The following is a 26262-nucleotide window of genomic DNA, read 5'->3' as shown; positions in this document are numbered from 1 at the left end:
ATATTCTAATTTTTATCCAAAAATGCCACTACATGATGCCAAACATCTCTATCAGCATTTTTTCCGATAACGCAATCTTGGTGTCCATACCCTTCTATTACGTGACGTTCGTAATGCTGCTCTGGATTTAGATTTTTGAGACGATTATAGGTTCTTTCGGTTGCTTCTGGCACAAAAACTTCATTTTTTTCTCCATGAACAAAACACATCGGAATATTCAAACGCTCTTTTGCGTGAGGTAAATAAACATCTTCTCCCTCAGCATTACGCAATTCTTTTTCTCTTGACATCAGTGTAAGCTGCTCGTAAGTAGTAAGATTCGTTACTCCAAACATTTCATGAAAAGAATCAAATGTTTTCTCATCAATATTTTCTTTTTCATACAAAGTAGAAAACATAAACGTAACTCGGTTGGCGATAGAATCATTTGTATCCGAACCCAAAACAGCAGAATAGGCTTTTACCGCTGTGTTTAAGGCTTTATCCAACCAACCTGCATTTGTATCTGTGTAAGCAGTCATCGTTTCTATTCCAAATTTTTTGAGAAGTGTCGGAACATGTGCAGCAGCTTTGAGTTTAATTTGTTCGCCTCCAATAATATCAGCAGCTACTTGAAAACAAACCATCGAACGTACACCTTTTAATCCTCCCAACATCGCCATAACTCCAGTAATTGCACCCACACAATGTGTAAAGAGTTGAATATCTTTTTCGCCTGTAATTTTCAAAATTTTATCTACACAAGCAGGAAAATCTTTCATGGCAATATCATCAGCCGTACATTGGTCTTTTGCAGACGGAAGTGCAATACTTGTACGGTATTCCATCACCCAAACATCATATCCATGGGCGCAAAGATATTCTACCATATTTGTATCTGGCGTATCAATTTCGAAAATAAGTCCAGAAACACTAAACCCATGAGCGAGCATTACCGAACCTTTATTTATACCATCTTCTAATGCTTCTCTGTCTCTTCCATCATAACGAGTAAGAAGAAGATTGACACCATCAGAAGTTTTGACTGGATAAATTTGTGGCTCAGGCGCACGTAATGGACGTTTTTTTCGTGGTGGCGCAGTAGGATTAAATAACGAATCTTTAGCCAAAACCCCTCCATAGGTATCATAAAGATTGCCTGCAAAATACTTCCCAAAACTATAAAGAGCTTTTAGTTTTTCGGTCGTTGTATCTGCATGAAGAGCTTTCATGGTTGTCATTTGCTTCACAAAATCTGTCAAATGAACATGAATTATTCCCTGTGATTTGATATATTTTTCATCTTTATCAATTATATCTTCTGTCATGCTTTCTGTGTCAGCATAAACAGTCGTATAAAGCGTAGTTGTGTCGCTCCACATATCAAAACCTTTACCGTCTCGTATGGTTTTGTAGCCTTCAAAACTATAGCTTTCTCCACTTGGATTGAATAATTTGGCTTTATACAGCATTCGTTTAGTTTCCATTTCTCCTTCATAATCTATAAAAAGCTGAAAACTTCCTTCACTAATCAAAAGTGGGTCTGCTGAAAGTGAAGGAGCTTCTACTGTTCCGACCATTCTTGATAAATGCTCTTTTTCATCCAACATTTTTTCCAAATCTTCACAAATTACAGTTAAAGTAATTTTAAATTCTTGATTTTTGGACTTTCCTAAATCATATTCTCTTTCAAACTGCTTTGGTGTTTCACATTTTGATTCTTCGACTGTTTTATGATTAATAAATCCTTTCATGGTTTCAGTAAACTGAATTCCAATAGGCATTTTTTCTTGTTCTTTCAAAATAGAAGGTTTTGAAGGCAAATTATAATTGATTTCCCAACCTTTTTCTCTTGCCATAATCTTACAAATTCGCTCTGAAAGTGCCGAAATAGTAAGAAGTGGATTTGCACCTAATGAACGAGGAACAATCGAACCATCAGCAATATAAAGATTTTCATATACTTGGTCTTCATCTGCTTTTGTACAATACACCTGTCCTTTATGGTTCACAACGCCTTCACGAGTATCTTCGCCCATAATACAACCTCCAAGAGGATGAACTGTTACGAGGTCTTGATTAAAAATTTTTGTCCATGTTGGATTTGGAACACTTGTTCCTTTGAGTGCTTTTGTAGCTTCTCCTATACGGTCGCTGGCTTTTTTGAATATTTCTTCGTGTCCTACATCTTTCCATGCAATCTGTAAGCGATTATCTTTTAAGGTCAATATTCCTGCACTTTTATCGTGCGTCATGATGAGATATACTTGTGTATTTTGGGTTGCACCTTTATAAGGACCACGAACAACACTTTCTAGTTCTCTCTTTTTCTCCTTTACTTCGCTTACAAAACCGTCTTTACTTTCATCTTTTCCTGCTAAAGTAGCCATAGTAGCCATAAATTCAGGGAAAAACTTTGCCATTGGTGAAGGAGTAGAACCTTCTTCCAAAATCATTCCCTCTTCTTTATGTTCTGTTTTTCTAAGGTCAATTACAGAAGTAATACAAGGACCAACAGGATTTTCTTTATCCAAATGTTGCCCTCTTCCGATTGCATTTATTTTTTGTTCTGTATTATATCCAAAACCCAAAACATCGCCATTTCCAGAAAAATGATGACCTAATTTATCCGAAACTTCTAATCCTTTATCCCTAGAACGAAGCATAATTTCGGTAGAACCTAATGTTCCTGCTGACAAAACTACTGTATCTGCTGTTACATACATTTCAGGGGCATCAAATTTTTCTCGTTGCGCTCCCAAAAGCTCAAAATGAACTATCCATTGTATTCCACTTTTTTCTAAATGTGAAACCGAACATTCGACAAAAATATCTGCACCAAAATTGACGGCATCGGGTAGATAATTCATCATGGTTGTGTTTTTTGCACCCACATTACAGCCCGAAACACAATCGCCACAAAGATTACAAGGCTTTTGCTCAACACCTACATGATTTTTTCCATCAATATCAAAATTGACATTAATATCTGTTTTGTAAAAAGGCTGATTCATTGCCTTTGCAGATTTTCGATGGGCTTCTAATTTGTCTAGTTTGGGAAAATTTTCTGGGTAAGGATTTGGTTTGAGCATTTGATAGGCTAAACGATAGCCTTCTTCTAAGTCACTTTCAGGGTTTTCAGATTCATCTTGTAGAATTTTTGGAAATACGTTTTCTTTGAGAACCCATTTTTCTGGACGAATAGAAACGTTTGCATTGACAAGTGAAGTACCACCCAAGCCACAGCCTTTAAACACATTTATATCATCATCTATCCAAAAATCATAAAGAGCAGATTTAGAACCCATTCTTTTATTATTCAGATTGAACTGCATATTTGAAGCAGCTTCTGTTTGTGTATCTGGAAATTCTCCTGTGAGGTATTCTTTTCCTCTTTCTAATAGACACACTTTTTTTCCTGCACGAGAAAGGCGAGAGGCAGTAATTGAACCTCCATAACCCGAACCAATCACAACCACATCATAATGAGGCAGCATTTTTTCGATAGGCTTGGATAAGCGACGATTTTTCATAGAATTTTAGTAAGATTTAGAGTGAAGTTATTTCTTTCACTAATCTACTTAAAAAAATGAAAAATACATAGAATTAAAAAATGGTAAATGGTAAATGATGAATCATAAATTGCATAAAATATTGAAAATCAACAACTTGTAACTTAAAATATTTTATCAAAAAAAGTCTTCTATCAAATTATGATAAAAGACTTACTTCTGTTTTAGGTATTTTGAAAGATAATTAATTAAACTTTATCACAGTTTGTATTTATGGTAGTTGAGACATCTTGTCTGAACAAAAAAAGCAGTATTTTATCTATTCCACAGTCTGGAAGAGTGTTATACGAAAATAAAAACTATTTTGCCCTTACTACTTTCAGTCTGTTTTCGGTATTACTTTTTTCTCTCCACCTTTAAGGCATTAAAAATTAAGTCTGTCAAAAATTCTATTAAACTCTCTTCATTATCATCTCCTTTCACTTCTGTAAGTGTTGGTAAATGTTTAGCAAAATAACTCTGTTGATGCGAACTTTCCATAATAATAGAAACAAGTGCATTCGGAAATTTATACTTTGGATTAAGTTTCAAAATCATTTCTGCTACTCTATGTGTAAGTCTTTTATAGCTTGCAAAATAACCTTCTTTGTTGTCGCTATCTACTTCTTTTGTCAAATAGGCTTTTGCAGACTCTGAAACTACAATTCTGTGTAAAGCTGTTGCGTCGATGGTTTCAAATTGATTATCTACTTCAATCGGTCTAGCAAGTGTTGAAATTGCTTTTTCAAGTGCTTTTTCAGCAGATTCTAAATTGCTAGTTTGAAAGACAAGCTGATATTCCATCCAATTCCAATACCATGAAACTAAATAGATGAGTAATTTATGTTTGTTTTCAAAATAACGATATACAGAGGCTTCTGTCGAACCAATTTCTTTTGCTAATTTTTTGAACGTAAAATTTTCTAACCCTATTGTATCGATAAGCATGATACTTTGACGCACAATTTTGCGTCCGAGTTCAGAGCTTTCTGGGTCTTTTAGATAAACTCGTTCATTTATTTTTATTTGTATTTTTGATAGTAAAGTTTTCAATTTTATTAGCTGTTAATGTAATTTTTTTTATTTGTAGAAGAGATAGAGTTGAAGTTATCTAAGAATGAATATTGTATTTTTTTGTTGATATCATTGCTATAAGCTAAGACTTTTATGATTTAGAAAATTTCACCTGTTTTTTTGCTAAACTTAAAAATAGATTCCAAACCTTCTGTAGTATTTGTTGTAATGTTCAAATCTTTCAAAATCCCATCTTTTAAGCTATATACCCAACCATGAATATATGGAAACTCTCCTTTTTCCCATTCTTCATTTAGAAAAGAAATCTTAGAGAGATTTAATACTTGTTCCATAACATTTAATTCTACATACTTGTTTGCTCGCTCTTCTTGATTTTCAATTTCATCTAGTTCTGTTTGATGCAAACGATAAACATCTTTTATATGACGAAGCCAGTTATCAATAAAGCCAAATTTTTCTTTTTGCATAGCAGAAATAACACCACCACACCCATAATGTCCACACACAATAATATGTTTTACTTTCAATACTTTGACTGCATAAAACAAAACACTTAGCATATTCATATCTGTATGAACTACCATATTCGCAATATTTCGATGGACAAAAATTGACCCTGGTACTACACCTGTAATTTCTGATGCAGGAACACGGCTATCAGCACAACCAATCCATAAATAATTGGGGTGTTGTCCTTGTGATAACTCATCAAAAAACGTAGGGTTATATGTTTGGACAGTTGAAGCCCATTTTTTATTACTTTCTAATAAATCTAAATAAGATTTTGGCATAATTTATTTGTGTTTGTTTGTATTAGAGGTTTTATTTTTTTGATTGTAATGATGATTCAGGTTCTTCAAAAAACTCATCATTAGTATTGTTCTTTTCATGTTCTTTTATAGCCTCTTCTGAACTAGTAAAAGCTACATTTTTTAGAGTAACTTGAATATTATGTTGTTCTGCTCCTTTCATAAAGTCTTTGATGGTTTCTTCAATGTCTTTATCAATAAAATTTGCTCTTGTTCCATTTACCACAACAGTTGTATGGTTAGGAATTCTAGCAAAAATATCTCTTAAAAAAGCACGATTGACAAAAGATAAATCTTTATTAAAAATAATCTCAAATTGATTCTCATCTCTTCCTACTTGTTTAATAGAAATGGCTGTTTTTACGTTGGCACGAATAACAAAGAAAAATCCTACTGCAATTCCGACCAAAATTCCGATAAGTAAATCTGAAAATACAATCACTACTGCTGTTACAATAAAAGGCACAAACTGTTCTCGTCCTTTTCGATAAATTTCTTTAACAGTAGAAGGTTTGATAAGTTTGTAACCTACTACTAGAAGAATAGCTGCCAAACTAGCAAGAGGAATATGATTGAGGTATTGACTGATAAAAATTACAGAAACAAGTAAAAGTAATCCGTGTATAATTGCAGCCATACGAGTGCGTCCTCCTGCACTAATACTTGCTGTACTTCTTACAATAACAGCCGTAATAGGAATTGCTCCAATAAGACCAGCAATAGTATTAGCAACTCCTTGAGCCAAAAGTTCACGATTGAGAGGAGAGTTTCTTTTGTAAGGCTCTAGTTTATCAACAGCCTCAACTGTAAGAAGTGATGCTATACTTGCCACAATACCAATAGTAAAAGCCAACACCCAAATATCCCAGTCTTTAATGTGAGTTAGCCAAAGTGAAAAGTCAGGAAAAGTAAGTTGTTGCCAAAAGCTAGAAATAGAAAGAGATATAAACTCTACTGTTGAGGCATTAGATTCCGTTTGAAGATTTTTTAGGCTTTCTGTAATTGGAAGATTTACCAAATGAGAGGAAGCTAAAGGCGAAAAAATAGAAGAGGAAAGATTAAGGTAAATATAAAGTTCATTAATAAGCGTTCCCACCAAAACTGCCATTAAAGCAGCAGGAAGAAAAGAAAGTTTTTTCAAAAATGGAATTCTGTCCCAAACAATCAGAAAGAATAAACTTCCAATACTTATTATAATAGCATTTAGATTTTTAGGTGCTTTTTTTAGTGCAGCCAAAATCATTGTAATAGCATTTTGGTCTGTTCCCCAAATCCAAAATTCGTCTTCACTAAACGCCTCTACATCATACCCAAATGCATGAGGAAGCTGTTTCAGAATCAAAATCATTCCAATTCCTGCCAGCATTCCTTTCAAAACTGAAGAAGGTAAAAAATAAGCTATTGTTCCTGCTTGCATAAAAAAAAGCAAAAGCTGAACAAGTCCACCCAAAAAAACAGCTAACAAAAAAAGTTCAAAACTACCTGTATCTGCAATTCCTAAGACCACAATCGCAGTCAGACCAGCAGCAGGTCCACTCACGCCCATTGCCGAACGGCTAATCAGAGGAACAACCAAACCACCCAAAATACCAGCTAAGACACCAGAAAAAGGAGGAGCATCTGAAGCAACAGCAATCCCCAAACACAATGGGAGTGCCACCAAAAAAACAACCAAACCAGCAGGAATATCATATTTAAAATTTCCAAAAAGTGTTGGTTCTGAATAAGGTGTTTTTCTAGGATTTACATTTTTATTAATATTAGGAAATGAGGTAGGCATTTTTATTGGTAAGAGTAATTGAGCAGAACTTTCTTTTATGTTTAGTAGTTAGAAATACTTTAAAAAATTGATGTTTTACTTTTTGAGGAAATAAAGAAAGGTGTGTTTTTGATAGTAATACTTTCTTTTAAACAAACATACAAAAATTCACTCTAATTTGAAACTTATATTTTTGGTGTCTGACAATTTTTCACTTTAATAAGAATAATTTCTTTGGTTTTGTAACACTAGGTTAGCCTAGACACTAAAAAAAATATCCTATATTTGTAGCACTAAAAAAACTACAACAGAATCATTATATAGTTTATATTTCATGAAAAACTTTTCTTTTGCTCGTCTTCTACCTCATCTGATTGCTATTGCAGCTTTCTATTTACTTACTTTTGTTTATTTTGCTCCTGAATTATTAGATGACAAATCACTTCGACAAAGTGATATGATGCAATATAAAGGAATGGTACAAGAAAGCTCTAAATACCTGCAAACTCACGACGAACCTTCTATGTGGAATGGGCGCATGTTTTCAGGAATGCCTGCTTACATGACTTATCCCATTTTTCCGTATGGTGCATTGCCTATTTTTGAGGCTATTTTGCGTGGAGGTTTTGCCGAGCAGACAGGAGCGCATCTTTTGTTTTTGGCTATGTTTTGTACCTATATTATGCTTTTGTGTTTTGGTACTAAACCTATTTGGAGTGCTGTCGGAGGGGCAGTTTTTGCTTTTACGACCTACAATTTGATTCTAATTGAAGTTGGACATGTTACCAAACTTTGGGCGATTGCTTATGCTGCACTTATTTTAGGAGGAATGAAACTCACATTTGATAAAAAATATTGGTTAGGTTTTGCCCTGACTGCTTTAGGAATGGCGTTAGAAGTCAAAGCAAGTCATTATCAAATTACGTATTATTTAGGCTTTATTTGTTTGATTTTTGGAATAAATGAACTTATTTTCTCTGCAAAGAATAATCAAATTCCTGTTTTTGTGAGGCAAGCAGCTTTTTTAGTGGTCGCTTTTGTTTTGGGAATAGGCGTAAATGCTGGAAAGATTCTAACTACGATGGAATATAGCTCTTATTCCACTCGTGGAGGAACAGAACTAACTGTTGATAAAACAAATGAAGCTAGTCAGTTACAACAAAGTAATGAAGGACTTAGTAAGTCGTATGCTTTTGAGTGGAGTCAAGGAATTGGAGAAACATTTACTTTGCTTGTTCCTTACTTATATGGAGGTTCTTCCAATGAAATGTTAGACAAAGATTCTCAAACATATAATGCACTAAAGCAATCAGGACAGTATTCAGAAAGACAACTAGAAGAACTCTCACTACCATTTTATCATGGAAGTCAAAGATTTACTCTTGCTCCTATTTATGCAGGAGCTGTTTTGTGTTTCTTATTTGTTTGGGGATTAGTAGTACTTGACAACCGTAAAAAATGGTGGGTTTTGGCAGCAGCAATTTTTATGATGATGTTGGCGTGGGGAGAAAATTTTGCATCACTAAACTATTTCTTATTTGATTATGTACCAGGATTTAATAAATTTCGTTCGGTTTCGATGGCTCTTGCCTTGACGATTTTATTAATGACTGTTTTAGCCTTTGAAACATTGAGCCAAAAATTAGAAAATTATTTTAATTCTGATAAAAAAGATATAAAAGGAAATCCAATAAAATCAATAGAAACAGAAACTAAAGAAAAAATATTCCTCAAAAATCTCTTCATTGCAACAGGAATTACAGCAGGAACAGTAATTTTGATTTTACTTTTTTCTGGAAATATGGATTTGAGTGCAAAATCAGATTCTCAACTCGGACAACTTGCCGATTTGGTTCGTCAAGACCGTTTATCGATGATTCGTTCTAGTGCTTTTCGTTCTTTATTTTTAATCATTTTGGTAGTTGGAGCTATTTATTTATACATTAAAAAGACAATTCCTGCGATGGCTGCCTTTGCTATTATTGCTCTTTTGGCTGTTGGAGATGTATTTTTGATAGGAAAAAACTATTTACCTGCTTCAAAATTTGAAAAAGGGGTTACTCAAGCTACTATTAGTCCTGCGCCAGTTGATACAGAAATCCTTAAAGACAAAGATTTGGGGTATAGAGTGATGTCGCTTCAAAATTTCCAACAAGAAACACATACTTCTTATTTTCATCGTTCTATCGGAGGTTATTTTGCAGCCAAAATGCAACGTTATCAAGATTTATTAGAACGACCTTTAGGACAAGAACAAGGCTTTATTATGTCTTCACTTCAATCCCAAAAACGACCAGATTTTGCTCAGACACAGGTTTTGAATATGCTCAACACTCGTTATATTACGTATGGAATGCAAAAAGAACAAATGCTTTTCAATCCGAATACGTATGGAAATGCTTGGTTTGTTTCTAAGGTAAATCAAGTAAATAGCCCAGATGAAGAAATGGCTGCTTTGATGAGCGCAAGTACAGCAAAAGCAATTAATTTAAAAGAAACAGCTATTTTAGATAAGTCTAAATTTACGATTACAAAAACAGATTTTCAAAAAGATAGCACAGCAACTATAAAACTGACAAAATACGATTCGAAAGTATTAGAATATGAAAGCAATAACTCAAATGATGGTTTTGCTGTATTCTCAGAAATCTATTATCCAAAAGGCTGGACTGCTACTATTGATGGAAAAGAGGCTAATATTGTTGCTGTAAATTATGTTCTTCGTGGCTTAGAAATTCCAAAAGGAAAGCATAAAATTGTCTTTACTTTTGATTCTGATTCGTACAAAACAGGTGCATTGATTACTCAAATTTCTTCTTGGCTTGTTTTACTTGTCGTTTTGGTAAGTTTGGGAATGGGAATTAGAAATAAAGTAAAAAATATGAAGTAAAATTTAAGAAGTAAATGAAGTACAAATTACATTCTTAATAAGTATGGTAAAAAATTTTCAAATAAGACTTTACCATTGTTATATTTGTTATTTTAAGTTGTATTTTTTTGACTTTGACGTTACACCCTTAGATTTGTGTAAATAGATTTTTGTGTTACTTTAGAAATACAAATACACGGCAAGATACCAAATACATATTGCTCACTCGTTTGGAAACGATCCATTGTGGTTTACAAGCGACAGCAGGGGCTGACATGTCTTGATATTTTTTATATCTTTGGCAATTATTTTACAATAACTAAGTAACTGAGCAAAATAAAACATATCTAAAAAAGAATTAGAAAATGGAAATTTAAACTGTCAAGACACCTTTGAGGTGTCAGACAGATTTTGTTAACCTATAAATAATTTTGCCCAGTTACTTATATTAAATTACAAACTATTATGAATCATTTGAAGAGAGTATTAGGCAATTATCATTTATTGTTATTTGCTCTTATTGTGTTGCCTCTAGCTTCTTGTAAAGAAAGTGATGATACAAGCATACCAACAAATTCTGTTATTGAAGCTTTTAGAGCAGATACGGGCATAGATGCGATTTGGGTATCTGATACCTCATTATTAAATACAGTCAAAGGATGGCAAGGTTCTGGCGATTATCCTGGTGTTGATGAATGGGCAACAGCTACTATTCCTGCTGGTTTGGACTTATATGGTGGTCTTCCAGGGCAATCTGAATACTATACGATTGCTCAAACATTGATTGATTCGGATACTTTGAAAGCTCCTTACTGGGAAAGTTTGCAGGTAAAGGCACACCCTACTTTTGGCTATCGTCCAGATGTAGGTATTTTTGATCTCAATGCAACAACGACTGTAGCCATTGCTCGTACCCTTGCCAATCCACAATATGGTACTGGTGGTGCTTGGCAGATTTATGTAGAAAACTATACGACTGATCTTGCAGTTCTGGATACAATTAGTTTACAGGAATAAATTCAACTATAAATGTTTGATATAAAGACAGGGCATCTTTTAATTGATAATGAACACAGAATCACTCCTCAAACGAGTTTATCAACCATTGAAAAATGGCAACTCGGTACTTCCCAAAAGACTCAGCAGATGGGTAATAACTGGAATTGGATAGAGATTAAAAATCTCAAAATCGATAAACTATACTTTAATATATCTTTCCTCTTCCGTGATAAAAAATTAGACGGTTTTACGTTTATTTTTCAAGACAAACCTTATGATAGAAACCCAAGTTGGGATTCATGGAACAAGAAAGTTGAGGAAACAAACCTAGTTCGTTTTAATGACTGGTTGGATGAACAATTTGGTAAAGAACGAGAATTAGAATGGGGAAAAATTGAAGCATTTTATGATTCAAAATCAGCAGGAAGTTCTATTAAACTGAAGTATATTTGAATTATTCCCCTGCTCCCTCACAAGAAACAAAATGGCTCTCGCTCGCATCTTGCGATTGAGTAGCTATGTATTCGGCATCCTGAAAACTATGGTAAAACCAAGTCTAACCTTTAGAAAAATTGTTAAAATTTATTCCATTTCTATCGTATAAAACTTTGTTTTTTACACAAGCGAAAATGCGTTGAATAATTTTATTTCGCAAGGCATTAATGACACTCATTTTATTCTTACCTTCTGCTACTTTTCTTAAATAATAAGCTCTTAATTCTCCTTCCACTTGTAAAGCTGATAAAGCACACATATGTAGAGCCGTTTTAAGTTGCTTATTAGCCATTTTTGAAACTCTAGCTTTTCCTTTGAATTTTCCAGAAGAATTTTCAAAGGGAACAACACCACAATAACAAGCTAATTGTTTAGCTGTATCAAACTTAGTAAATCCATCAGTAGCTACTAATAACTGAATAGCAGTTACTTTTCCTACTCCTGTCACGGAAGTAGCTAATTGATAGAGTTCTTTAAGATGTGGGTCGTTTTTTATAATTTGGTTCATTTCTTCTTCAAGCTCTTTTATCCTTTGTGTCAAATGCTCTAAAGTAGCTTTAGAGTTTTCTTCAAGCAGTTTTTGAGTAGAAGATTTACTAAATTGACTTTGTTCATTGACATACGTTTCTAACTCTTGTTTATGATTGACTAGCGTTTTACGTAGTTTTTGAAGTGTTTTTAAGTCTTCTAGCTGTTCACTGGGTGGACAATATAGATTTGCTTTGTCTTGAAAACGAAACGCATAAGTAGCAATACGCCCAGCATCAACTTTATCATTTTTACCTCTATTAGCTCCTCCAGAACGCTTTACTTGAAGAGCATTTTCTACCCAAATAGAACACTTAAAATCACTAAAAGCAACCAAAAGCCAGTTAATGTAAACACCTGTATGTTCCATACAAAACAAACTTTCTTTAATTTCATGCTTGTCTTGAAAAGAAGAAAGGTAAGAAGTTATACTTTCTAAATTATTCACAATATGTTTGTATTTGATGGGTTTGCCTTCTTGAAAAAGAGCTATATCTAAATGGTTTTTACTCACATCAATACCTATAAAATTTTGGTAAGTTGGCATAAAAAAGTTAATTTAGGGTGACTAATTTAAAGTGATTCATCGTATTCAATCAGACTTAAAACCTTATCTAATGAGTTTATTTTTAGGTCAATAAAAATACTCCGAAAACTATTTGAGTTTGAGATTGAATAAAAGCAGATAGAGGCTGATTCAGGATATAGATTTCAAAATCTTGCCGTGGATATAGGTTCTCTATCTGCTAGATGAATTCTTAAATACAAGATAAGAAATTACATCTATTTTATCTACTACAAACCTAAAGGCCGTGTATTTGTATTTGAAATTCAAATATACTAGCGTATTTGTGTATTTACTTGACTACATAAATCTGAAGATTTATATAACTGATAGGTCTTATTTATAAACTTCCTGCAACGACTTTCTTTCAATAGTACAACAAAAAACTCAAATAAATCTTATTTGAGTTTTTTTTTTGTATAAATCATAATTAATAAAGACTAAAAATTTGTAAAACCATAAGATTTTAATACATTTATCATGTACAAAACACAACAAAATCCTATTTTCAAGACTCCTAATTAACAATTATGAAGACACAAACTATCACAGAATTATCTGTTATTGATATTTTAAAAGGCATAAAAAAAAATGATTTTAAAATTTCTGAAGTTGTAGAAGCTCATATTTCTAAAATTGAAGAAGTAAACCCTGCTTTAAATGCAATGGCTGTTCCATTATACGAACAAGCAAGAGAAAAAGCAAAAGAGTTAGATAATAAAAGCAACAATAAAGAAAAAGATAAAAAACAACCTCTTTTAGGATTACCAGTGACAATAAAAGACCATGTACAAGTAAAAGGAGGAGTTTCTACATTTGGTCTTAAAGGTTTAGCAGGAAATATCAATCAAACCAATTCTACTATTGTTCAGCGTTTGGAAGATGCAGGTGCTATTGTGTTAGGGTGTAGTAATATGGCAGAATTTGGAGGAGCTTATGAAACGGATAATTTAATTTATGGAAGAACAAATAATCCTTATGACATAAATCGTACTTCTGGTGGAAGTAGTGGAGGAGAGTCTGCTTTAATTGCTGCTCAAGGCTCGCCATTAGGAATTGGAACGGATGCAGGAGGAAGTATTCGTGTGCCTGCTCATTATACAGGAATTGTGGGAATAAAACCTACTCGTGGACGTGTTCCTTTGACTGGAATTTTGCCTGAAACCAATGGAATGATTAGCTTTTTAGCTTATACTTCTCCAATGGCTCGTTATGTCGATGATGTGGAATTTGTTTATCATCAGCTTATTGGAAGTGATGGACAAGACCCACGTTCTATCACATATCCATTAGAATCAAGCAAAAAAATAGACATTAAAAAACTTAAAGTAGCTTATTATACAGGTTTTGAAGGAATTGTAGAAATTGATTCAGATACCTCAACAACTATAAATAATGTAGTTGATTCACTCAAAAAAGATACTCAGTCAGTAGAAGAAATCAATCCTATTTTTTTAGAAAAAGCATTTTCTACTTGGTTTACACTTTTTGCTGGAGGAGGAGGAAGTATGCCTACAAAATTTGCCTTAGAACAGTTTTTTAATACAACAGAATACGGAATTGTTTTACAAAAACTCTTTGCTGAGATGGATAAACCTGAGAATATAGTTTCTTTGACTGATTTTCAAATGTTTTTGATGCAATGGGATATTATTACAAAACAACTTCTCGGAGTTTTTCAAACTGCTGATGTTATTATTTCGCCTGTTACGATTAGCGCAGCACCTTTACACGGAACTACTTATGATTCTATAAGTGATTTTGTTTATACTCAACTTCATAATCTTTCGGGTTTGCCTACTTTGGTTGTTCGTTGTGGTACTTCAAAAGATGGTTTGCCTATTGGTGTTCAGATTACAGCAAATATGTTTCGTGAAGATATTTGTTTTGCTGTTGGAAAGCACTTAGAAGAAATTTTTGGGGGATACAAAGCTCCTCAAATATAATTATCTAGTTTTTATTATCTGACCCAAAAAAACCTTTCTAAAAAATTAGAAAGGTTTTTTTGTGCATTTTGATATAACTCATTAACGTTTATCAATCAAAACGTTACGCTTATAAATCATACTTCATTAATGTCAATAACTCTTGTTATACTTGCCATGTGTTAAGTAACACAGAAATTCACAAACGTGAGTTTTTTTAATCTAATCCCTTAATTTTTTAATTATTATGAAAAAAGTAAAATTATCAGACCTCAAAAACTTAAATGCTACAAAATTGGAAGCATCTCAAATGGAAACTTTTGTTGGTGGAAGAAAAAATGGTGATACAATGCCTTACACTACTTACTGGGATGCAAATATGGAAACTCAAGTAAAACTTGATTTAGGAGTAGAAGAAGCTCCACCACTTGATAGCAAAGAATAATTGCGATTAAACTGTCTTGAAATCAACAAAATATAAATATTTATATTTTGTTGATTTTTATATATAAAAAAATATGATTTTATTATTAAGTGCTAGTTATGATTTCAATATAGATTTTGTAGTTGAGTGGTTGGAACACTATCAATATCCATACCTTCGAATTAATGCAGACCAACTTCTAACTCAACAAGTTTATTTATCAATACAAACAAATGAACTTATCATTGATACAAACAAAATTTTATTAGATGAGATTAAGGTTGTTTGGTTGAATAAATTTGCAGGATTTTCTCATTCAAGTTTTTATTTAGATACTAAAGATAGTATCAAAAGTAATATTTTGAATCAACTTGCGTATGAATTTCGTACTCTGACACAAACATTAATTTCTTTTCTGAAAGATAAAAAATGGCTTATTCCTCCTCATGTTTGGACTGTACACAAATTAGATATACTTCGTACAGCACATTCTTTTCAAATAAAAACACCAGATTCTTATATTGTTTCTACAAAGACGGATTTGTATAAATTGATGGAGTTGCATACAAGTTTGATTTCTAAATCAATTTATGAAATGGAATTTTTTAGAGAAGAAGACGGAACATACTCTATGTTTACTACTTTGATAGACAAAAAAGAGATTGATACTTTTCCAGATGAGAATTTTTATCCATCACTTGTACAAAAAAATATTGAGAAGTTATACGAAATTCGCTCTTATTATTTAGATGGAGCATTTTATTCAGTAGCTATTTTTTCTCAAAATAGTCAGCATACTAAAGTTGATTCACGAAAAATTAGTTTCTCACAACAAAGTCCAAGAAGTGTTCCCTACCAACTTCCAAAAGAATTAGAGGATAAAATGGATAGAATGCTCAAGCATATTGGTTTGAATAGTTGTTCTTTAGATTTTATACGCTCCAAAGAAGACAAAGAATATTATTTTTTAGAGGTCAATCCAACAGGACAATATAGTATTGTGGCAGATTCTTGTGGCTATGATTTAAATCAAAAAATAGCTCAAAAATTAATAGAAATGGACAAAAATTAAATTGCACAAAAAATGAAATATTATCAAAAAATAGATAAACAACAAATTAAACTAATTTCTCTAAACTGTCTTTTAGCTGAAAAAGAACAACAACCAGAAACAAAAAAAATAAATCCAAAAAAAACTACTAAAGTAAAACTAGCAGTTTCTTCAAAGTATAAAACCGAAAATTTTTATACAAAACCTTATCACAAACATATTTCAAGCTGTATAAATAATATTCCCATTAATACAGACTTATCCCCCAATTTCTAAAATTAACAAAACCGAGTGCGAAATTTCTTCTTGTAACTATGATAAAAATTAATAATCAACTTTATTTTTTACTTTTTGCTTGTTGTGTGCCTGTTAGAGGAGCTAGTCGTAGCACAATTTGTGATTTACAACGAAATTCTTTTTTATTTATTCCTAATGAATTGTGTGATATTTTTCTATCTGAAAATCAATTAGATGTATCTTCTTTAGATGAAGAAGAAAAAGAAAACATACTAGATTGTATAAATTATCTAAAAGAAAAAGAATATGGTTTTTGATACCGATGCGCCAGATAGATTTATTCCAATAGATTTCGCTTCTGAAATTACTATTAATCCTGTCAAAAATGCAATTATAGATGTAGATGAAAATTCTACTCATGATTTTGAAGATATAAGCAAGCGATTGAGTGAATTATTTTGTAGTGCAATAGAAATTCGTTTTTTTAAAAGTATAGAGATAGAAGAAATATATCAAATCTTAGGAAGCTTTGAAACCTCAACAATGCGTACTATTAATCTGAGTATTAAATATAACAAAAACTGGACTATCGAAAATATACTTATTTTGCGTAGTCAAAATAGAAGGTTAAACCAAATTATTCTACACCATTCTCCTTTTGAGAAATCAGAACAGCAATCCACAATTTCTATTTTATATACTAAACAAAAAATTACTGACCAAACACATTGTGGATTAATTAAACCTCATTACTTTATGTCTAATCTAAGTTTTTTTAAAGAATCATTACAAGTAAATAACTGCTTAGATAGAAAAATAGGAATAGATACAAAAGGAAATATAAAAAACTGCCCTTCGATGGAAAAGTCTTTTGGACATATCTCACAAATAGATTTTAAGAATTTAATTAATAGTAACTCATTTAGAAAAGTGTGGAGTATCACAAAAGATGAAATTGATATATGTAAAGAGTGTGAGTTTCGTTATATATGTATGGATTGTAGAGCTTATAAATCAGAAAAAAATCAATACTCCAAACCTACAAAATGTAATTATAACCCATACACTACACAATGGGAGGAATAAAAAATACTTCATCATTCCATTAAATTTTAGCATTTTTAGGCACTTTGAATAACTAATTGTATATTGTAGTATATTTTTGGGAAAATTTATTTTTTTTGTGATTTAATTATACAGATGCAAAAACGTTTTTCACTCAACACACTTACAGGAACACTTCAATTTTCGTATGTTTTAGTTACTATTATGCTAGGACTTACACTTTTAGTTGTTATATGGAGAGGAAATTCTCTTTTTAGAGAGCATGAAGGTTTGTATAAAATGAGAAGTATGAAATTTCATGCCAGCGAACTCAGAAATTCGCTCAATCATTCTTTTATGCTTTTACAGTTATATGCACAATATGACACTGATCCACATGCAGAGGAGATCTATTATCAAACTGCTCTTGATATTTTTGATGAGAAAGTAGCAGGAAATTTTGATTCTGTTCAAACACTTTCGAAAGGAGAAATAGAAGCTGTGTTGGAAATAAAACCAATCATGAATCAGCTCAAGACAAAATATAGTCATTTAAGAAAATTTTCAGAGAAAGGTGATCCTCTCAAAAATTATCTTCGAATAGACATGACAGGTTTAGTTATGCGACTCAATATAAGTATAGATAAGTTTATTATAGATGAGAAGAATGAAGAAATTAAGGCTAGAGAGGAATTAAATAATAAAATTAGATCAGATAATTACTTTGTAATTCCTCCTCTTTTTCTTTTCGTTATTATTACAACATATTATTTAGGTAGAAGAGCATTAAGAAAAGTATTGGAAGGACTCAAACTAATGTATCAATATACACAAGCTCTTTCACAAGGTAAAATCCCAGATTCAGTTATTATATTACCAAATGAATTTGGTGCTACACTTAGTCATATCCGTCAGCTTTCAAAAGGATTAGAAGACGTAAAGGACTTTGCTCAAGAAGTAGGAAAACGAAATTTTGAAAAAAATATTGATAGTTTTCCAGCAGACTCTCAGCTTGGAGAGGCACTACATAAAATGAAAATTAGTTTAGAGCAAGTCGCCAAAACAGAACAAGAAAGAAACTGGCAAAATCAAGGTGTAGTCGAAATGGGGCAGGTAATCAGAAGACATACCGAAGATATGCAAGTCCTTTGTGATGAATTACTTTCTAATTTAGTAAAATATATAAATGCCCAACAAGGAGCAATATTCCTTCCATCCAACCAAGAAAAAACGCTTATTTTGCGCTCAGCGTATGCTTATGGAAGAAAAAAATATGTACAGAAAGAAGTCAGAAGTGATGAAGGAATTTTGGGAGAAGTTTTTCAAGATGCCGAACGAATTTTCATGACAGATATTCCAAATGATTATACTCAAATTAGTGCAGGTTTGGGAGATGCCAAGCCAAATTGTGTATTAGTTGTTCCGTTAGAAGCACAAGAAAAAGTGCTAGGAGTATTAGAAATAGCTTCTTTTGAAATATTGACAGAAGTAGAAATTAGATTAGTTGAACGTACTGCTGAAGTATTAGCAGCTTCAATTTCAAGTGTTGCCAATGCTGAAAAAATGAAAAATTTACTAGAAAAAAGTAAGTATTCTGCACAGCAAATGAGCGCACAAGAGGAAGAACTTCGCCAAAATACAGAAGAGCTAATGGCAACTAGAGAGGAGCTAGAAAGACAACTTGTCGAGCTAAAAGTTCAAGTGGATGAAAAAGACCATATCTTTGAAAATAGTAATCAAGCCTTTGCTTTTGTAGATGCTTCAGGGCGTGTTTTAAGACTGAATTATTCATTTACACAGCTTTTAGAGTTTAGTAAAGAAGAACTACTGGGAAATCCAATAAGTAAATTTGTTCCTGATTTACGTGGTCTGAATAAACATGCCAAAAGAGATAGTGAAAAAGTAATGTATCATGTCTATAAAGCCACAACAAGAGCTAAAAAAGAAATTTCTGTCTTGGCAAATGTTACTCGTTTGGAAATTAATAAAGAAATTATTTTTATGATTGGTCTAGCACATATTCCATCCGAAAATGAACTCAAACAAGATGTAAAAGTCAAAGCAAATAATTTGAATTAAGTTAAATTTACTTTTAATAAAACATATTCTAAAACTTGATTATCTCCTAATCAAGTTTTTTTTGCTTGATACTCTTTTATATTAAAAGTAAGTTAATCCATTAAATCTCAATGTTAATTAACGATTCTTATCGTAACCATTTTGTAATAATCTGTTTATGGTTTCGTATTTTTGTAAAAAATTACTCCTACTTATTTGTTATTATTAGAATTTGGTTATGTTTAAGAATTATCGTCTTTCTTTTTGGTTACGTCTTTGGGTATTTTGGTTGCTTTATTTTGCTCTTCATCGCACTGTTTTTTTCATCTATAATCATTCTATTTTTGGTGAATATCTATTTTCAGAGCAATTACAGGCTTTTTGGGAGGCTATTCATTTAGATTTTTCTACGGCTGGGTATTTAATTGCTATCCCAACTCTCTTTTTGATTGGATATATTTTTTCTATTAAGTTTATTCATAGGTTTAATTATTTATTGATTACGCTGATAGGAATAATTAGTGTTACTGATACATTACTTTATCACGAATGGGGCTATAAACTCAATGCCTATGCACTTTCATTTTTGTTTTATCCTACTCAAATGATGGCATCTATCACTACTTCACAACTTCTTCTTGCTATTGTTTTGGAAATTAGTCTTATAGGTTTTGGTATTTTCATTTATAAACAGATTTCAAAATTTGGAGTATATAATCCAAAAGAATTTGAAAAATTTAATTTTACACAGAATAATAATAAAATATTTTATACAGTAGGTTATGGACTGGTTAGTCTTTTGGTAGCAGCACTTACATTTTTGGCAATTCGTGGAGGTGTTGGACTTGCTCCTATCAATCAAAGTGCAGCTTATTATTCGGTTCATGCTCCCCTCAATCATTTGGCAACTAATACATCGTGGAATTTATTATTTAATATCCTCAAAACAAATAAAGCGAGTAAACAAGCAGGTATTACGTTTTTTGATAACGAAACTCTTCAAAAAAATCTACACGAAATTTATAAAGCAAACCCAAAAGAACAAGAAAAAATTCTTCGTTACACCCGTCCGAATGTAGTTGTGGTAATTATGGAAAGTTATACGGCTGATGTCATCGAAACACTAGGAGGTGAAAAAGGAATTGCATCTCATTTTTCTAAAATGACTCAAGAAGGTTTATTATTTACGAATATTTATTCTACTGCTGACCGAACTGATAAAGGAGTTGTAGGTATTTTGAGTGGATACCCAGCCCAAATGAATTCATCTATTATTAAAGAACCTCAAAAATTCGAAAAATTACCTACATTACCCTCTTTGTTTAAAGAAAAAGGCTATTCTACTTCTGTTTATTATGGAGGAGAAGCTGAGTACGCAAACTTTAAAGCCTATTGGCATCATGCAGGATTTGATGAAATAATTGACCAAAATCAATTTGAAGAAAAAGATAAAAACTCAAAATGGGGTGCACATGACCATATCGTTTTTGAAAAAGTAATCCAAGATTTGAACACTCAAAAAGCTCCTTTTTTTACAACAGTACTTACTTTGAGCTGTCATGAGCCTTTCGAAACACCTATCCAAACACCGTATGACGAAGCTGCCAAAACAGAAACCAACAAGGATAACAAAGAAGCTAATTTATTCAGAAAAGCTGCTTATTATGCTGATTGGAGTATTAATAAATTTATGGAAGAAGCTAAAAAACAATCTTGGTACGACCAAACTCTATTCATTTTTGTAGCAGACCATGGGCATCGTTTGCCAAGACTATATAAAGATACCCATCAAACTGAAAAATATAGAATTCCGTTGCTTTTTTATGGAAATGCAATTTCAAAAGAGTTTTTAGAGAAAAATAATAATAAAATAAGTCAAATAGGCTCTCAAACTGATATTGCAAAAACCCTTTTAGGACAAGTAGAAATCGATAACTCTAGTTTTAAATGGGGAAAAGATTTATTAAATCCTTCTTCCAAAGAATTTGCGTTCTATTGTTATAATGAAGGAATGACTTGGATTACTCCTAATGGTTCATTGCGTTATACTGAAATGACAAAAGATACACAAGTAAAAACCAATTCGGAGGAAATTCAAAAAGATACTCTTTTAAATGAACTACCTTTTTCAAAAAGTTATTTACAGGCTCTCTTAGAAGATTATGCAGCTAAATAAGGTCAGAAGTTGGAGTTAAGAAGTAAAAAGTAAATGTAATAAGGTATTTTCTGTGTCTGAATATCCACTTCTAATTCTCTAATTTCAAAAATAAATTATAATATCCTTTCTCAAATGTTTTAAAAATCCGTACCTTTGCAGACTATGAAGAAACCGTATTTAGTTGGCATTACAGGTGGAAGTGGTTCTGGGAAAACTTACTTTTTGAGCCGTTTGATGAAAAGTCTTAATCCTAATGATGTATGCTTAATTTCGCAAGATAATTATTATCGCCCTAGAGAAGAGCAACCGATAGATGAAAACGGAGTGTCTAATTTTGACACCCCCCAGTCTATTGACCATCAACAATTTAGCAAAGATATTGCAGCTCTTTGTGAAGGAAAAACTGTCTATAAAGAAGAATATACATTCAATAATCCAAACATAGTACCCAAACAATTAGTGTTCGAACCCAAACCGATTATTATTGTAGAAGGGCTTTTTGTATTTTATCATCAAGATATTTCTGATTTATTGAATTTAAAGTTGTTTGTAGAAGCAACTGACCCAGTAAAGATAAAAAGAAGAATCATGAGAGATAACAAAGAACGTGGCTATGATTTAGAAGATGTTCTTTATAGATACGTAATGCACGTTTCGCCTGCTTATGAACGTTATGTTCGTCCCTACAAAGAAAATACAGATATTATTGTTCCTAACAATCATACATGTGATATTGCACTTGAAGTAGTAATTAATCATCTCAAAAAGAAATTATACACTCCTTCAAACACAAAATCTACTATCAAAACAAAATCATTAGAGAAATAATAAGTACATAATTTATTAAATTATACATCAAATGGCAGATAAATTTGCAGTTATCGGACTTGGACATTTTGGCTATGCAGTAGCACGAAATTTGGCAGCAAGAGGTGCAGAAGTACTTGCCATTGATAGAGATATTGAAAGAGTAGAATCAATAAAAGACGATGTTGCTTATGCTGTGGCACTTGATGCAACAGATATAAAAGCTCTTAGTTCTCAAAATGTCGCTGATATGGATGCTGTTTTGGTAGCCATTGGAGAAAATATTGAAGGTCTTTTACTTACAACAGTTCAGCTTTTGGAATTGAAAGTAAAACGAATTATTGCTCGTGCTATGGCAGACCAACAGCGTTTGATTTTGGAAAAATTAGGTGTAAAAGAAATTCTTTCTCCTGAAGATGAAGTCGGAAAACTTGTTGCAGAAAAATTATTAAATCCAAATATGAAGGCATTTTTGCCTTTGCCTGATAATTTTTCGATTGTAGAAATACAAGCTCCTAGAAGAATTGTAAACAAAAAGGTTGGACAAGTTCGTTTTACAGATAACTATGCTTTAGATTTAATTACTATAAAGCGAGTTTATGAAGAATATCATGATGGACGAAAATTCTTTGCCGAACATTTGATTAATCGCCCAACAAATGACATCGCCATAGAACAATCTGATGTTTTGATTGTTTTAGGTAAATCAAATGACGTTGAGAAATTTGTAGAACTAAACAGATAATCAGTTATTAGTAAATAGTCATCAGTTACCAGTTAATTTCAAATATAATTTCATTGTTTGTTTTTATCTCTAACTTCATAAACCTGTCGTTCAAAATTTAATTATCGTAATTTATTCCATGAAATTATTTATTCCCTTCTTTACTCTTCTTATTTTACTTCAAAGTTGTGATGCCTTTACAGATAAACGAGCTGTTTCTGCAAAAGAATTTTATGAGATGAAAGACAACGTAACGATTACAAAAGTAACAGAAGGACAAATCTTAGAAAATGCAACTCCAAAAGCACAGCAGATTTACAAGAAAATAAAAGCTAAAAAAGAACAGGCAATCAATGCCTTAGAAGAAAATCAGAACCAAGAAAATCTATATCAGATTTTAGAATTAGATAGCACAGAAATAGATATTATAGAAATAATAGACTACTACAAAGATATTTCAAAAATAGAATACGAAAAAGAAAAACAAATCTTTGAAGCCTATCAAAATATTACAGATACGACACTTTATCAAGAAAATTTACAACTTCTTCACGGAAAAGAAAAAATACTTTATAACTATCCAAATTTTAACTCGGATGAGAATAAATTTGATGGAATATGGAGTATTGTCCTAAGTCAAAAAGCAATTATTCGTTCTTTCAAAAAGAAAAAATAACCTTACTATAAACAAAACCTGCTATGAAAACTAACAATTCAGATATAAAACTAGATACTATCGAAGAAGCCATCGCTGACCTAAAGGCTGGCAAATTTGTAATCGTGGTAGATGATGAGGATAGAGAAAATGAAGGCGATTTTATTTGTGCTGCCGAATGTATCACACCCGAAATGGTCAATTTTGTATTAAAAGAAGCTCGTGGAGTTCTTTGTATGGCACTTACACAGGAGCGTTGTGATGAGCTTGGAATTAATTTGATGGTTGGTAAAAATACAGACCCAAAACAAACGGCTTTCACTGTAACAGTTGATTTATTAGGACATGGATGTACGACAGGTGTTTCGGCAAGAGACCGAGCTGCAACTATAAAAGCTATTGCAAATCCAGCTATGAAACCTGAAGATTTTAGCAGACCAGGGCATATCAATCCACTTAAAGCAAGAGAAGGAGGTGTTTTGCGTCGTGCAGGGCATACAGAAGCTACTGTTGATTTGGCAAAACTAGCAGGTTTTCAGCCGATTGGTGTTTTGATTGAAGTGATGGATGATGATGGCTCAATGGCTAGATTGCCAAAACTTAGAGAAGTAGCTGATAAGTTTGATTTGAAACTCATCACTATCAAAGATTTAATTGAATATCGTCTTGCAAATGATTCTCTTATAGATAAAGAAGTTGATGTAAAAATGCCTACAAAATGGGGAGATTTTCAGCTTCATGCTTATACTCAAAAAGATACTGGAGATACGCATTTGGCACTTGTAAAAGGAGAATGGGAAAAAGATGAACCTGTTTTGGTGCGTGTTCACTCTTCCTGTGTAACGGGTGATATTTTGGGTTCTCTGCGTTGTGATTGTGGCGACCAACTCCAACAAGCCATGAAATTTGTAGAACAGGAAGGAAAAGGGGTTGTTTTGTATATGAATCAAGAAGGAAGAGGAATCGGACTAATAAACAAACTCAAAGCCTATAAATTGCAAGAACAAGGTTATGACACCGTAGAGGCAAATGAAAAACTAGGATTCAAAATGGACGCTAGAGATTATGGAGTAGGAGCGCAAATTTTGAGAGATTTGGGAGTAAGTAAAATAAAACTCATCTCAAATAATCCTAAAAAACGTGTTGGTCTTATTGGTTATGGCTTAGAAATAGTCGAAAATGTAGCCATTGAAATAAAAGCAAATCCTCACAATGAAAAATATCTTACTACAAAAAGAGATAAATTAGGACATGAGATTTTGAAAGGAAAGTAATAATATGGCAACTTCCACATCTAAAATGAAATTTAAGAATATATCTATTCCAATATTTCTTATTGTTCATTTCTTACTTGTTTTTTCGTGGATAATTTTAGATTTTATTGTCTTTGTTCCAGACATTCATCGTTTGATATTTTTGATTTTTATAGAAGTTTTATTTGTAGTTATTTACTTAAAAACTGTAATAGGAAATTTGATAGAGAAAATTGTAATGATGGTCATGAGTATGATATTACTTGTTTTCTCTTATTTCTATTATGATTCTATCCTTATGTACACTACATTATTTAATGATTCAGAAGTAACTTATGATGAGTGTTTGGAAATAATAAAAATCACAGACAATTATCCTCCAGAAAAAATATGATATAGATTATAGAGGTGCTAGTATAACTATAAAACACGAAGAATATGAAGCTGATATCATTTTAGATAGAGATAAAAAAAAGGCTTTTTATGAAAATGAATGTAGCTGTTTGAAAGTTAAAATATCTTCATCTCCTTTAGGCTTTTATTATGTCAATTTTTCAGAGGATTACAGTATAGAGCCTTGTAAAAACAAAAAATCAATACAATCCATAATTCAATAATAAATCTCTTAAAAATGAATTTTGAAGCGAAATAACTTGAAAGTTAATGAATAATATAAATTATTATTATTTTATACCTGTTCTGATAAATTTTATTTTATCATTAATTATTTATGGAGAAGTTGTTACTGGCAGATATGCCATCTTTGGCATTTTTCATTATATAATGTTATTTCTTATCCATGGTGTATATCTCATGTTTGGAAGTAGCATACATGAAATTGAATATCTTCAGAAAAATCAAGTAACAAAGTATTGGATAGTTTTCAATCTACCTATGTTAATTTTGGTCGTTACGATTGATATACTTTTGTATCTATATGGAGATTTGAATGGAAAAGTAAACGACAATGATATAAAACTTTTTATTTTAAATAATACTATGCTGATATTTTGGGTACTATCTTCAATTCTATTTAGATATAAAAGTAACTATTTCAAATAACAAACTCATAATCAAAAAAAATACAAGTCCTAAAAACCACTCGCACAATTTTTTTAAATCTATTTGGTTCTCTGACAATTTTTGCACTTTTTTCTAATTATGATATATTTGAATGTTATTCATTTTGTCATATCTAGTGATTTTTATTTGTAGGGAAAAGGCACGCCTTTTCATAAAATAGCCGTTTATAGTTTAATTTGGGCTATAAAATTTCCTACTGGGTAGGAAAAGACGTGTCTTTTCCCTACAATTCTCAAAATATCAAATGATAGACG

22 protein-coding genes are annotated in these 26262 nt (G+C 32.0%); 17 read left to right on the top strand and 5 right to left on the bottom strand.

The genetic code is table 11. The features are described 5' to 3' along the window. Nucleotides 1–5: 5 nt before the first annotated feature. From ACE193_RS23445 to ACE193_RS23430, 4 genes are all read right to left on the bottom strand, one after another. Nucleotides 6–3512: a GMC oxidoreductase gene (locus ACE193_RS23445; protein WP_375560615.1), complete on the bottom strand. Its 3507-nt coding sequence runs from the start codon at nt 3510–3512 to the stop codon at nt 6–8. A gap of 375 nt (nt 3513–3887) precedes the next feature. After that, on the bottom strand, nt 3888–4583 hold the full coding sequence (locus tag ACE193_RS23440; protein ID WP_375560614.1) for a TetR/AcrR family transcriptional regulator: 696 nt from the start codon (nt 4581–4583) through the stop codon (nt 3888–3890). A 119-nt stretch (nt 4584–4702) separates the two neighbouring features. Next, a complete protein-coding gene (gene can, locus ACE193_RS23435; RefSeq protein ID WP_375560613.1) occupies nt 4703–5356 on the bottom strand; it encodes a carbonate dehydratase in 654 nt (217 codons plus the stop codon). Nucleotides 5357–5387: 31 nt separating this feature from the next. Further along, entirely contained in the window at nt 5388–7154 is a 1767-nt protein-coding gene (locus ACE193_RS23430; protein ID WP_375560612.1) for a SulP family inorganic anion transporter, read from the bottom strand. A gap of 313 nt (nt 7155–7467) precedes the next feature. Between ACE193_RS23430 and ACE193_RS23425 the strand changes: the two genes are divergently transcribed. From ACE193_RS23425 to ACE193_RS23415, 3 genes are all read left to right on the top strand, one after another. After that, on the top strand, nt 7468–10023 hold the full coding sequence (locus ACE193_RS23425; RefSeq protein WP_375560611.1) for a YfhO family protein: 2556 nt from the start codon (nt 7468–7470) through the stop codon (nt 10021–10023). Between the two features lie 444 nt (nt 10024–10467). Beyond that, on the top strand, nt 10468–11019 hold the full coding sequence (locus tag ACE193_RS23420; RefSeq protein WP_375560610.1) for a hypothetical protein: 552 nt from the start codon (nt 10468–10470) through the stop codon (nt 11017–11019). Between the two features lie 12 nt (nt 11020–11031). Next, a complete protein-coding gene (locus tag ACE193_RS23415) occupies nt 11032–11454 on the top strand; it encodes a hypothetical protein (protein ID WP_375560609.1) in 423 nt (140 codons plus the stop codon). A gap of 103 nt (nt 11455–11557) precedes the next feature. On the opposite strand, the gene ACE193_RS23410 is transcribed toward ACE193_RS23415, so the two are convergent. Beyond that, the gene (locus ACE193_RS23410; RefSeq protein ID WP_375559131.1) at nt 11558–12571 is read right to left on the bottom strand and encodes an IS110 family transposase; all 1014 of its coding nucleotides are present in this window, start codon (nt 12569–12571) and stop codon (nt 11558–11560) included. A 548-nt stretch (nt 12572–13119) separates the two neighbouring features. Here ACE193_RS23410 and ACE193_RS23405 point away from each other — a divergent pair. The 14 genes from ACE193_RS23405 (at nt 13120) to ACE193_RS23340 (ending at nt 25987) form a co-directional block, all read left to right on the top strand. Continuing rightward, nucleotides 13120–14535, top strand: a complete 1416-nt coding sequence (locus tag ACE193_RS23405) for an amidase (RefSeq protein WP_375560608.1) — start codon at nt 13120–13122, stop codon at nt 14533–14535. Nucleotides 14536–14761: 226 nt separating this feature from the next. Next, nucleotides 14762–14959, top strand: a complete 198-nt coding sequence (locus tag ACE193_RS23400; RefSeq protein ID WP_375560607.1) for a hypothetical protein — start codon at nt 14762–14764, stop codon at nt 14957–14959. Between the two features lie 73 nt (nt 14960–15032). Continuing rightward, a complete protein-coding gene (gene gwsG, locus ACE193_RS23395; protein WP_375560606.1) occupies nt 15033–16010 on the top strand; it encodes a grasp-with-spasm system ATP-grasp peptide maturase in 978 nt (325 codons plus the stop codon). A gap of 12 nt (nt 16011–16022) precedes the next feature. Further along, on the top strand, nt 16023–16265 hold the full coding sequence (locus ACE193_RS23390) for a hypothetical protein (protein WP_375560605.1): 243 nt from the start codon (nt 16023–16025) through the stop codon (nt 16263–16265). A 38-nt stretch (nt 16266–16303) separates the two neighbouring features. After that, on the top strand, nt 16304–16543 hold the full coding sequence (locus ACE193_RS23385; protein ID WP_375560604.1) for a hypothetical protein: 240 nt from the start codon (nt 16304–16306) through the stop codon (nt 16541–16543). Beyond that, complete coding sequence (gwsS, locus tag ACE193_RS23380; protein ID WP_375560603.1) at nt 16533–17312, top strand: grasp-with-spasm system SPASM domain peptide maturase; 780 nt, start codon at nt 16533–16535, stop codon at nt 17310–17312. The genes ACE193_RS23385 and gwsS overlap by 11 nt, the downstream gene beginning before the upstream one ends. A 114-nt stretch (nt 17313–17426) precedes the next feature. Continuing rightward, nucleotides 17427–19349 (top strand): GAF domain-containing protein, encoded by a 1923-nt coding sequence (locus tag ACE193_RS23375; protein WP_375560602.1) that lies wholly within the window; start codon nt 17427–17429, stop codon nt 19347–19349. Nucleotides 19350–19566: 217 nt separating this feature from the next. Further along, on the top strand, nt 19567–21504 hold the full coding sequence (locus tag ACE193_RS23370) for an LTA synthase family protein (protein ID WP_375560601.1): 1938 nt from the start codon (nt 19567–19569) through the stop codon (nt 21502–21504). A gap of 144 nt (nt 21505–21648) precedes the next feature. Beyond that, nucleotides 21649–22314: a uridine kinase gene (gene udk, locus ACE193_RS23365; RefSeq protein ID WP_375560600.1), complete on the top strand. Its 666-nt coding sequence runs from the start codon at nt 21649–21651 to the stop codon at nt 22312–22314. 31 nt (nt 22315–22345) lie between these two features. Continuing rightward, nucleotides 22346–23038 carry a potassium channel family protein gene (locus ACE193_RS23360; protein WP_375560599.1) on the top strand — a complete coding sequence of 231 codons (693 nt, stop codon included), beginning with the start codon at nt 22346–22348 and terminating at the stop codon, nt 23036–23038. 118 nt (nt 23039–23156) lie between these two features. Continuing rightward, nucleotides 23157–23693 (top strand): hypothetical protein, encoded by a 537-nt coding sequence (locus ACE193_RS23355; protein WP_375560598.1) that lies wholly within the window; start codon nt 23157–23159, stop codon nt 23691–23693. Nucleotides 23694–23716: 23 nt separating this feature from the next. Next, nucleotides 23717–24946 (top strand): bifunctional 3,4-dihydroxy-2-butanone-4-phosphate synthase/GTP cyclohydrolase II, encoded by a 1230-nt coding sequence (locus ACE193_RS23350; protein WP_375560597.1) that lies wholly within the window; start codon nt 23717–23719, stop codon nt 24944–24946. 4 nt (nt 24947–24950) lie between these two features. Further along, a complete protein-coding gene (locus ACE193_RS23345; protein WP_375560596.1) occupies nt 24951–25319 on the top strand; it encodes a hypothetical protein in 369 nt (122 codons plus the stop codon). A 269-nt stretch (nt 25320–25588) separates the two neighbouring features. Next, nucleotides 25589–25987, top strand: a complete 399-nt coding sequence (locus ACE193_RS23340) for a hypothetical protein (RefSeq protein WP_375560595.1) — start codon at nt 25589–25591, stop codon at nt 25985–25987. The last annotated feature ends 275 nt before the right edge of the window (nt 25988–26262 follow it).

The organism is Bernardetia aquimarina (assembly GCF_042180575.1).
Taxonomy (GTDB): Bacteria; Bacteroidota; Bacteroidia; order Cytophagales; family Bernardetiaceae; genus Bernardetia.
This window is presented reverse-complemented; position numbering and strand designations above follow the sequence as displayed.

Bases quoted from the DNA above. Each gene is read 5' to 3' on its own strand.
- ACE193_RS23445 (WP_375560615.1), bottom strand. From the start codon at position 3,512: ATGAAAAATCGTCGCTTATCCAAGCCTATCGAAAAAATGCTGCCTCAT.
- can (WP_375560613.1), bottom strand. From the start codon at position 5,356: ATGCCAAAATCTTATTTAGATTTATTAGAAAGTAATAAAAAATGGGCT.
- ACE193_RS23430 (WP_375560612.1), bottom strand. From the start codon at position 7,154: ATGCCTACCTCATTTCCTAATATTAATAAAAATGTAAATCCTAGAAAA.
- ACE193_RS23425 (WP_375560611.1), top strand. From the start codon at position 7,468: ATGAAAAACTTTTCTTTTGCTCGTCTTCTACCTCATCTGATTGCTATT.
- ACE193_RS23420 (WP_375560610.1), top strand. From the start codon at position 10,468: ATGAATCATTTGAAGAGAGTATTAGGCAATTATCATTTATTGTTATTT.
- ACE193_RS23415 (WP_375560609.1), top strand. From the start codon at position 11,032: ATGTTTGATATAAAGACAGGGCATCTTTTAATTGATAATGAACACAGA.
- ACE193_RS23410 (WP_375559131.1), bottom strand. From the start codon at position 12,571: ATGCCAACTTACCAAAATTTTATAGGTATTGATGTGAGTAAAAACCAT.
- ACE193_RS23405 (WP_375560608.1), top strand. From the start codon at position 13,120: ATGAAGACACAAACTATCACAGAATTATCTGTTATTGATATTTTAAAA.
- ACE193_RS23400 (WP_375560607.1), top strand. From the start codon at position 14,762: ATGAAAAAAGTAAAATTATCAGACCTCAAAAACTTAAATGCTACAAAA.
- gwsG (WP_375560606.1), top strand. From the start codon at position 15,033: ATGATTTTATTATTAAGTGCTAGTTATGATTTCAATATAGATTTTGTA.
- ACE193_RS23390 (WP_375560605.1), top strand. From the start codon at position 16,023: ATGAAATATTATCAAAAAATAGATAAACAACAAATTAAACTAATTTCT.
- ACE193_RS23385 (WP_375560604.1), top strand. From the start codon at position 16,304: ATGATAAAAATTAATAATCAACTTTATTTTTTACTTTTTGCTTGTTGT.
- gwsS (WP_375560603.1), top strand. From the start codon at position 16,533: ATGGTTTTTGATACCGATGCGCCAGATAGATTTATTCCAATAGATTTC.
- ACE193_RS23375 (WP_375560602.1), top strand. From the start codon at position 17,427: ATGCAAAAACGTTTTTCACTCAACACACTTACAGGAACACTTCAATTT.
- ACE193_RS23370 (WP_375560601.1), top strand. From the start codon at position 19,567: ATGTTTAAGAATTATCGTCTTTCTTTTTGGTTACGTCTTTGGGTATTT.
- udk (WP_375560600.1), top strand. From the start codon at position 21,649: ATGAAGAAACCGTATTTAGTTGGCATTACAGGTGGAAGTGGTTCTGGG.
- ACE193_RS23360 (WP_375560599.1), top strand. From the start codon at position 22,346: ATGGCAGATAAATTTGCAGTTATCGGACTTGGACATTTTGGCTATGCA.
- ACE193_RS23355 (WP_375560598.1), top strand. From the start codon at position 23,157: ATGAAATTATTTATTCCCTTCTTTACTCTTCTTATTTTACTTCAAAGT.
- ACE193_RS23350 (WP_375560597.1), top strand. From the start codon at position 23,717: ATGAAAACTAACAATTCAGATATAAAACTAGATACTATCGAAGAAGCC.
- ACE193_RS23345 (WP_375560596.1), top strand. From the start codon at position 24,951: ATGGCAACTTCCACATCTAAAATGAAATTTAAGAATATATCTATTCCA.
- ACE193_RS23340 (WP_375560595.1), top strand. From the start codon at position 25,589: ATGAATAATATAAATTATTATTATTTTATACCTGTTCTGATAAATTTT.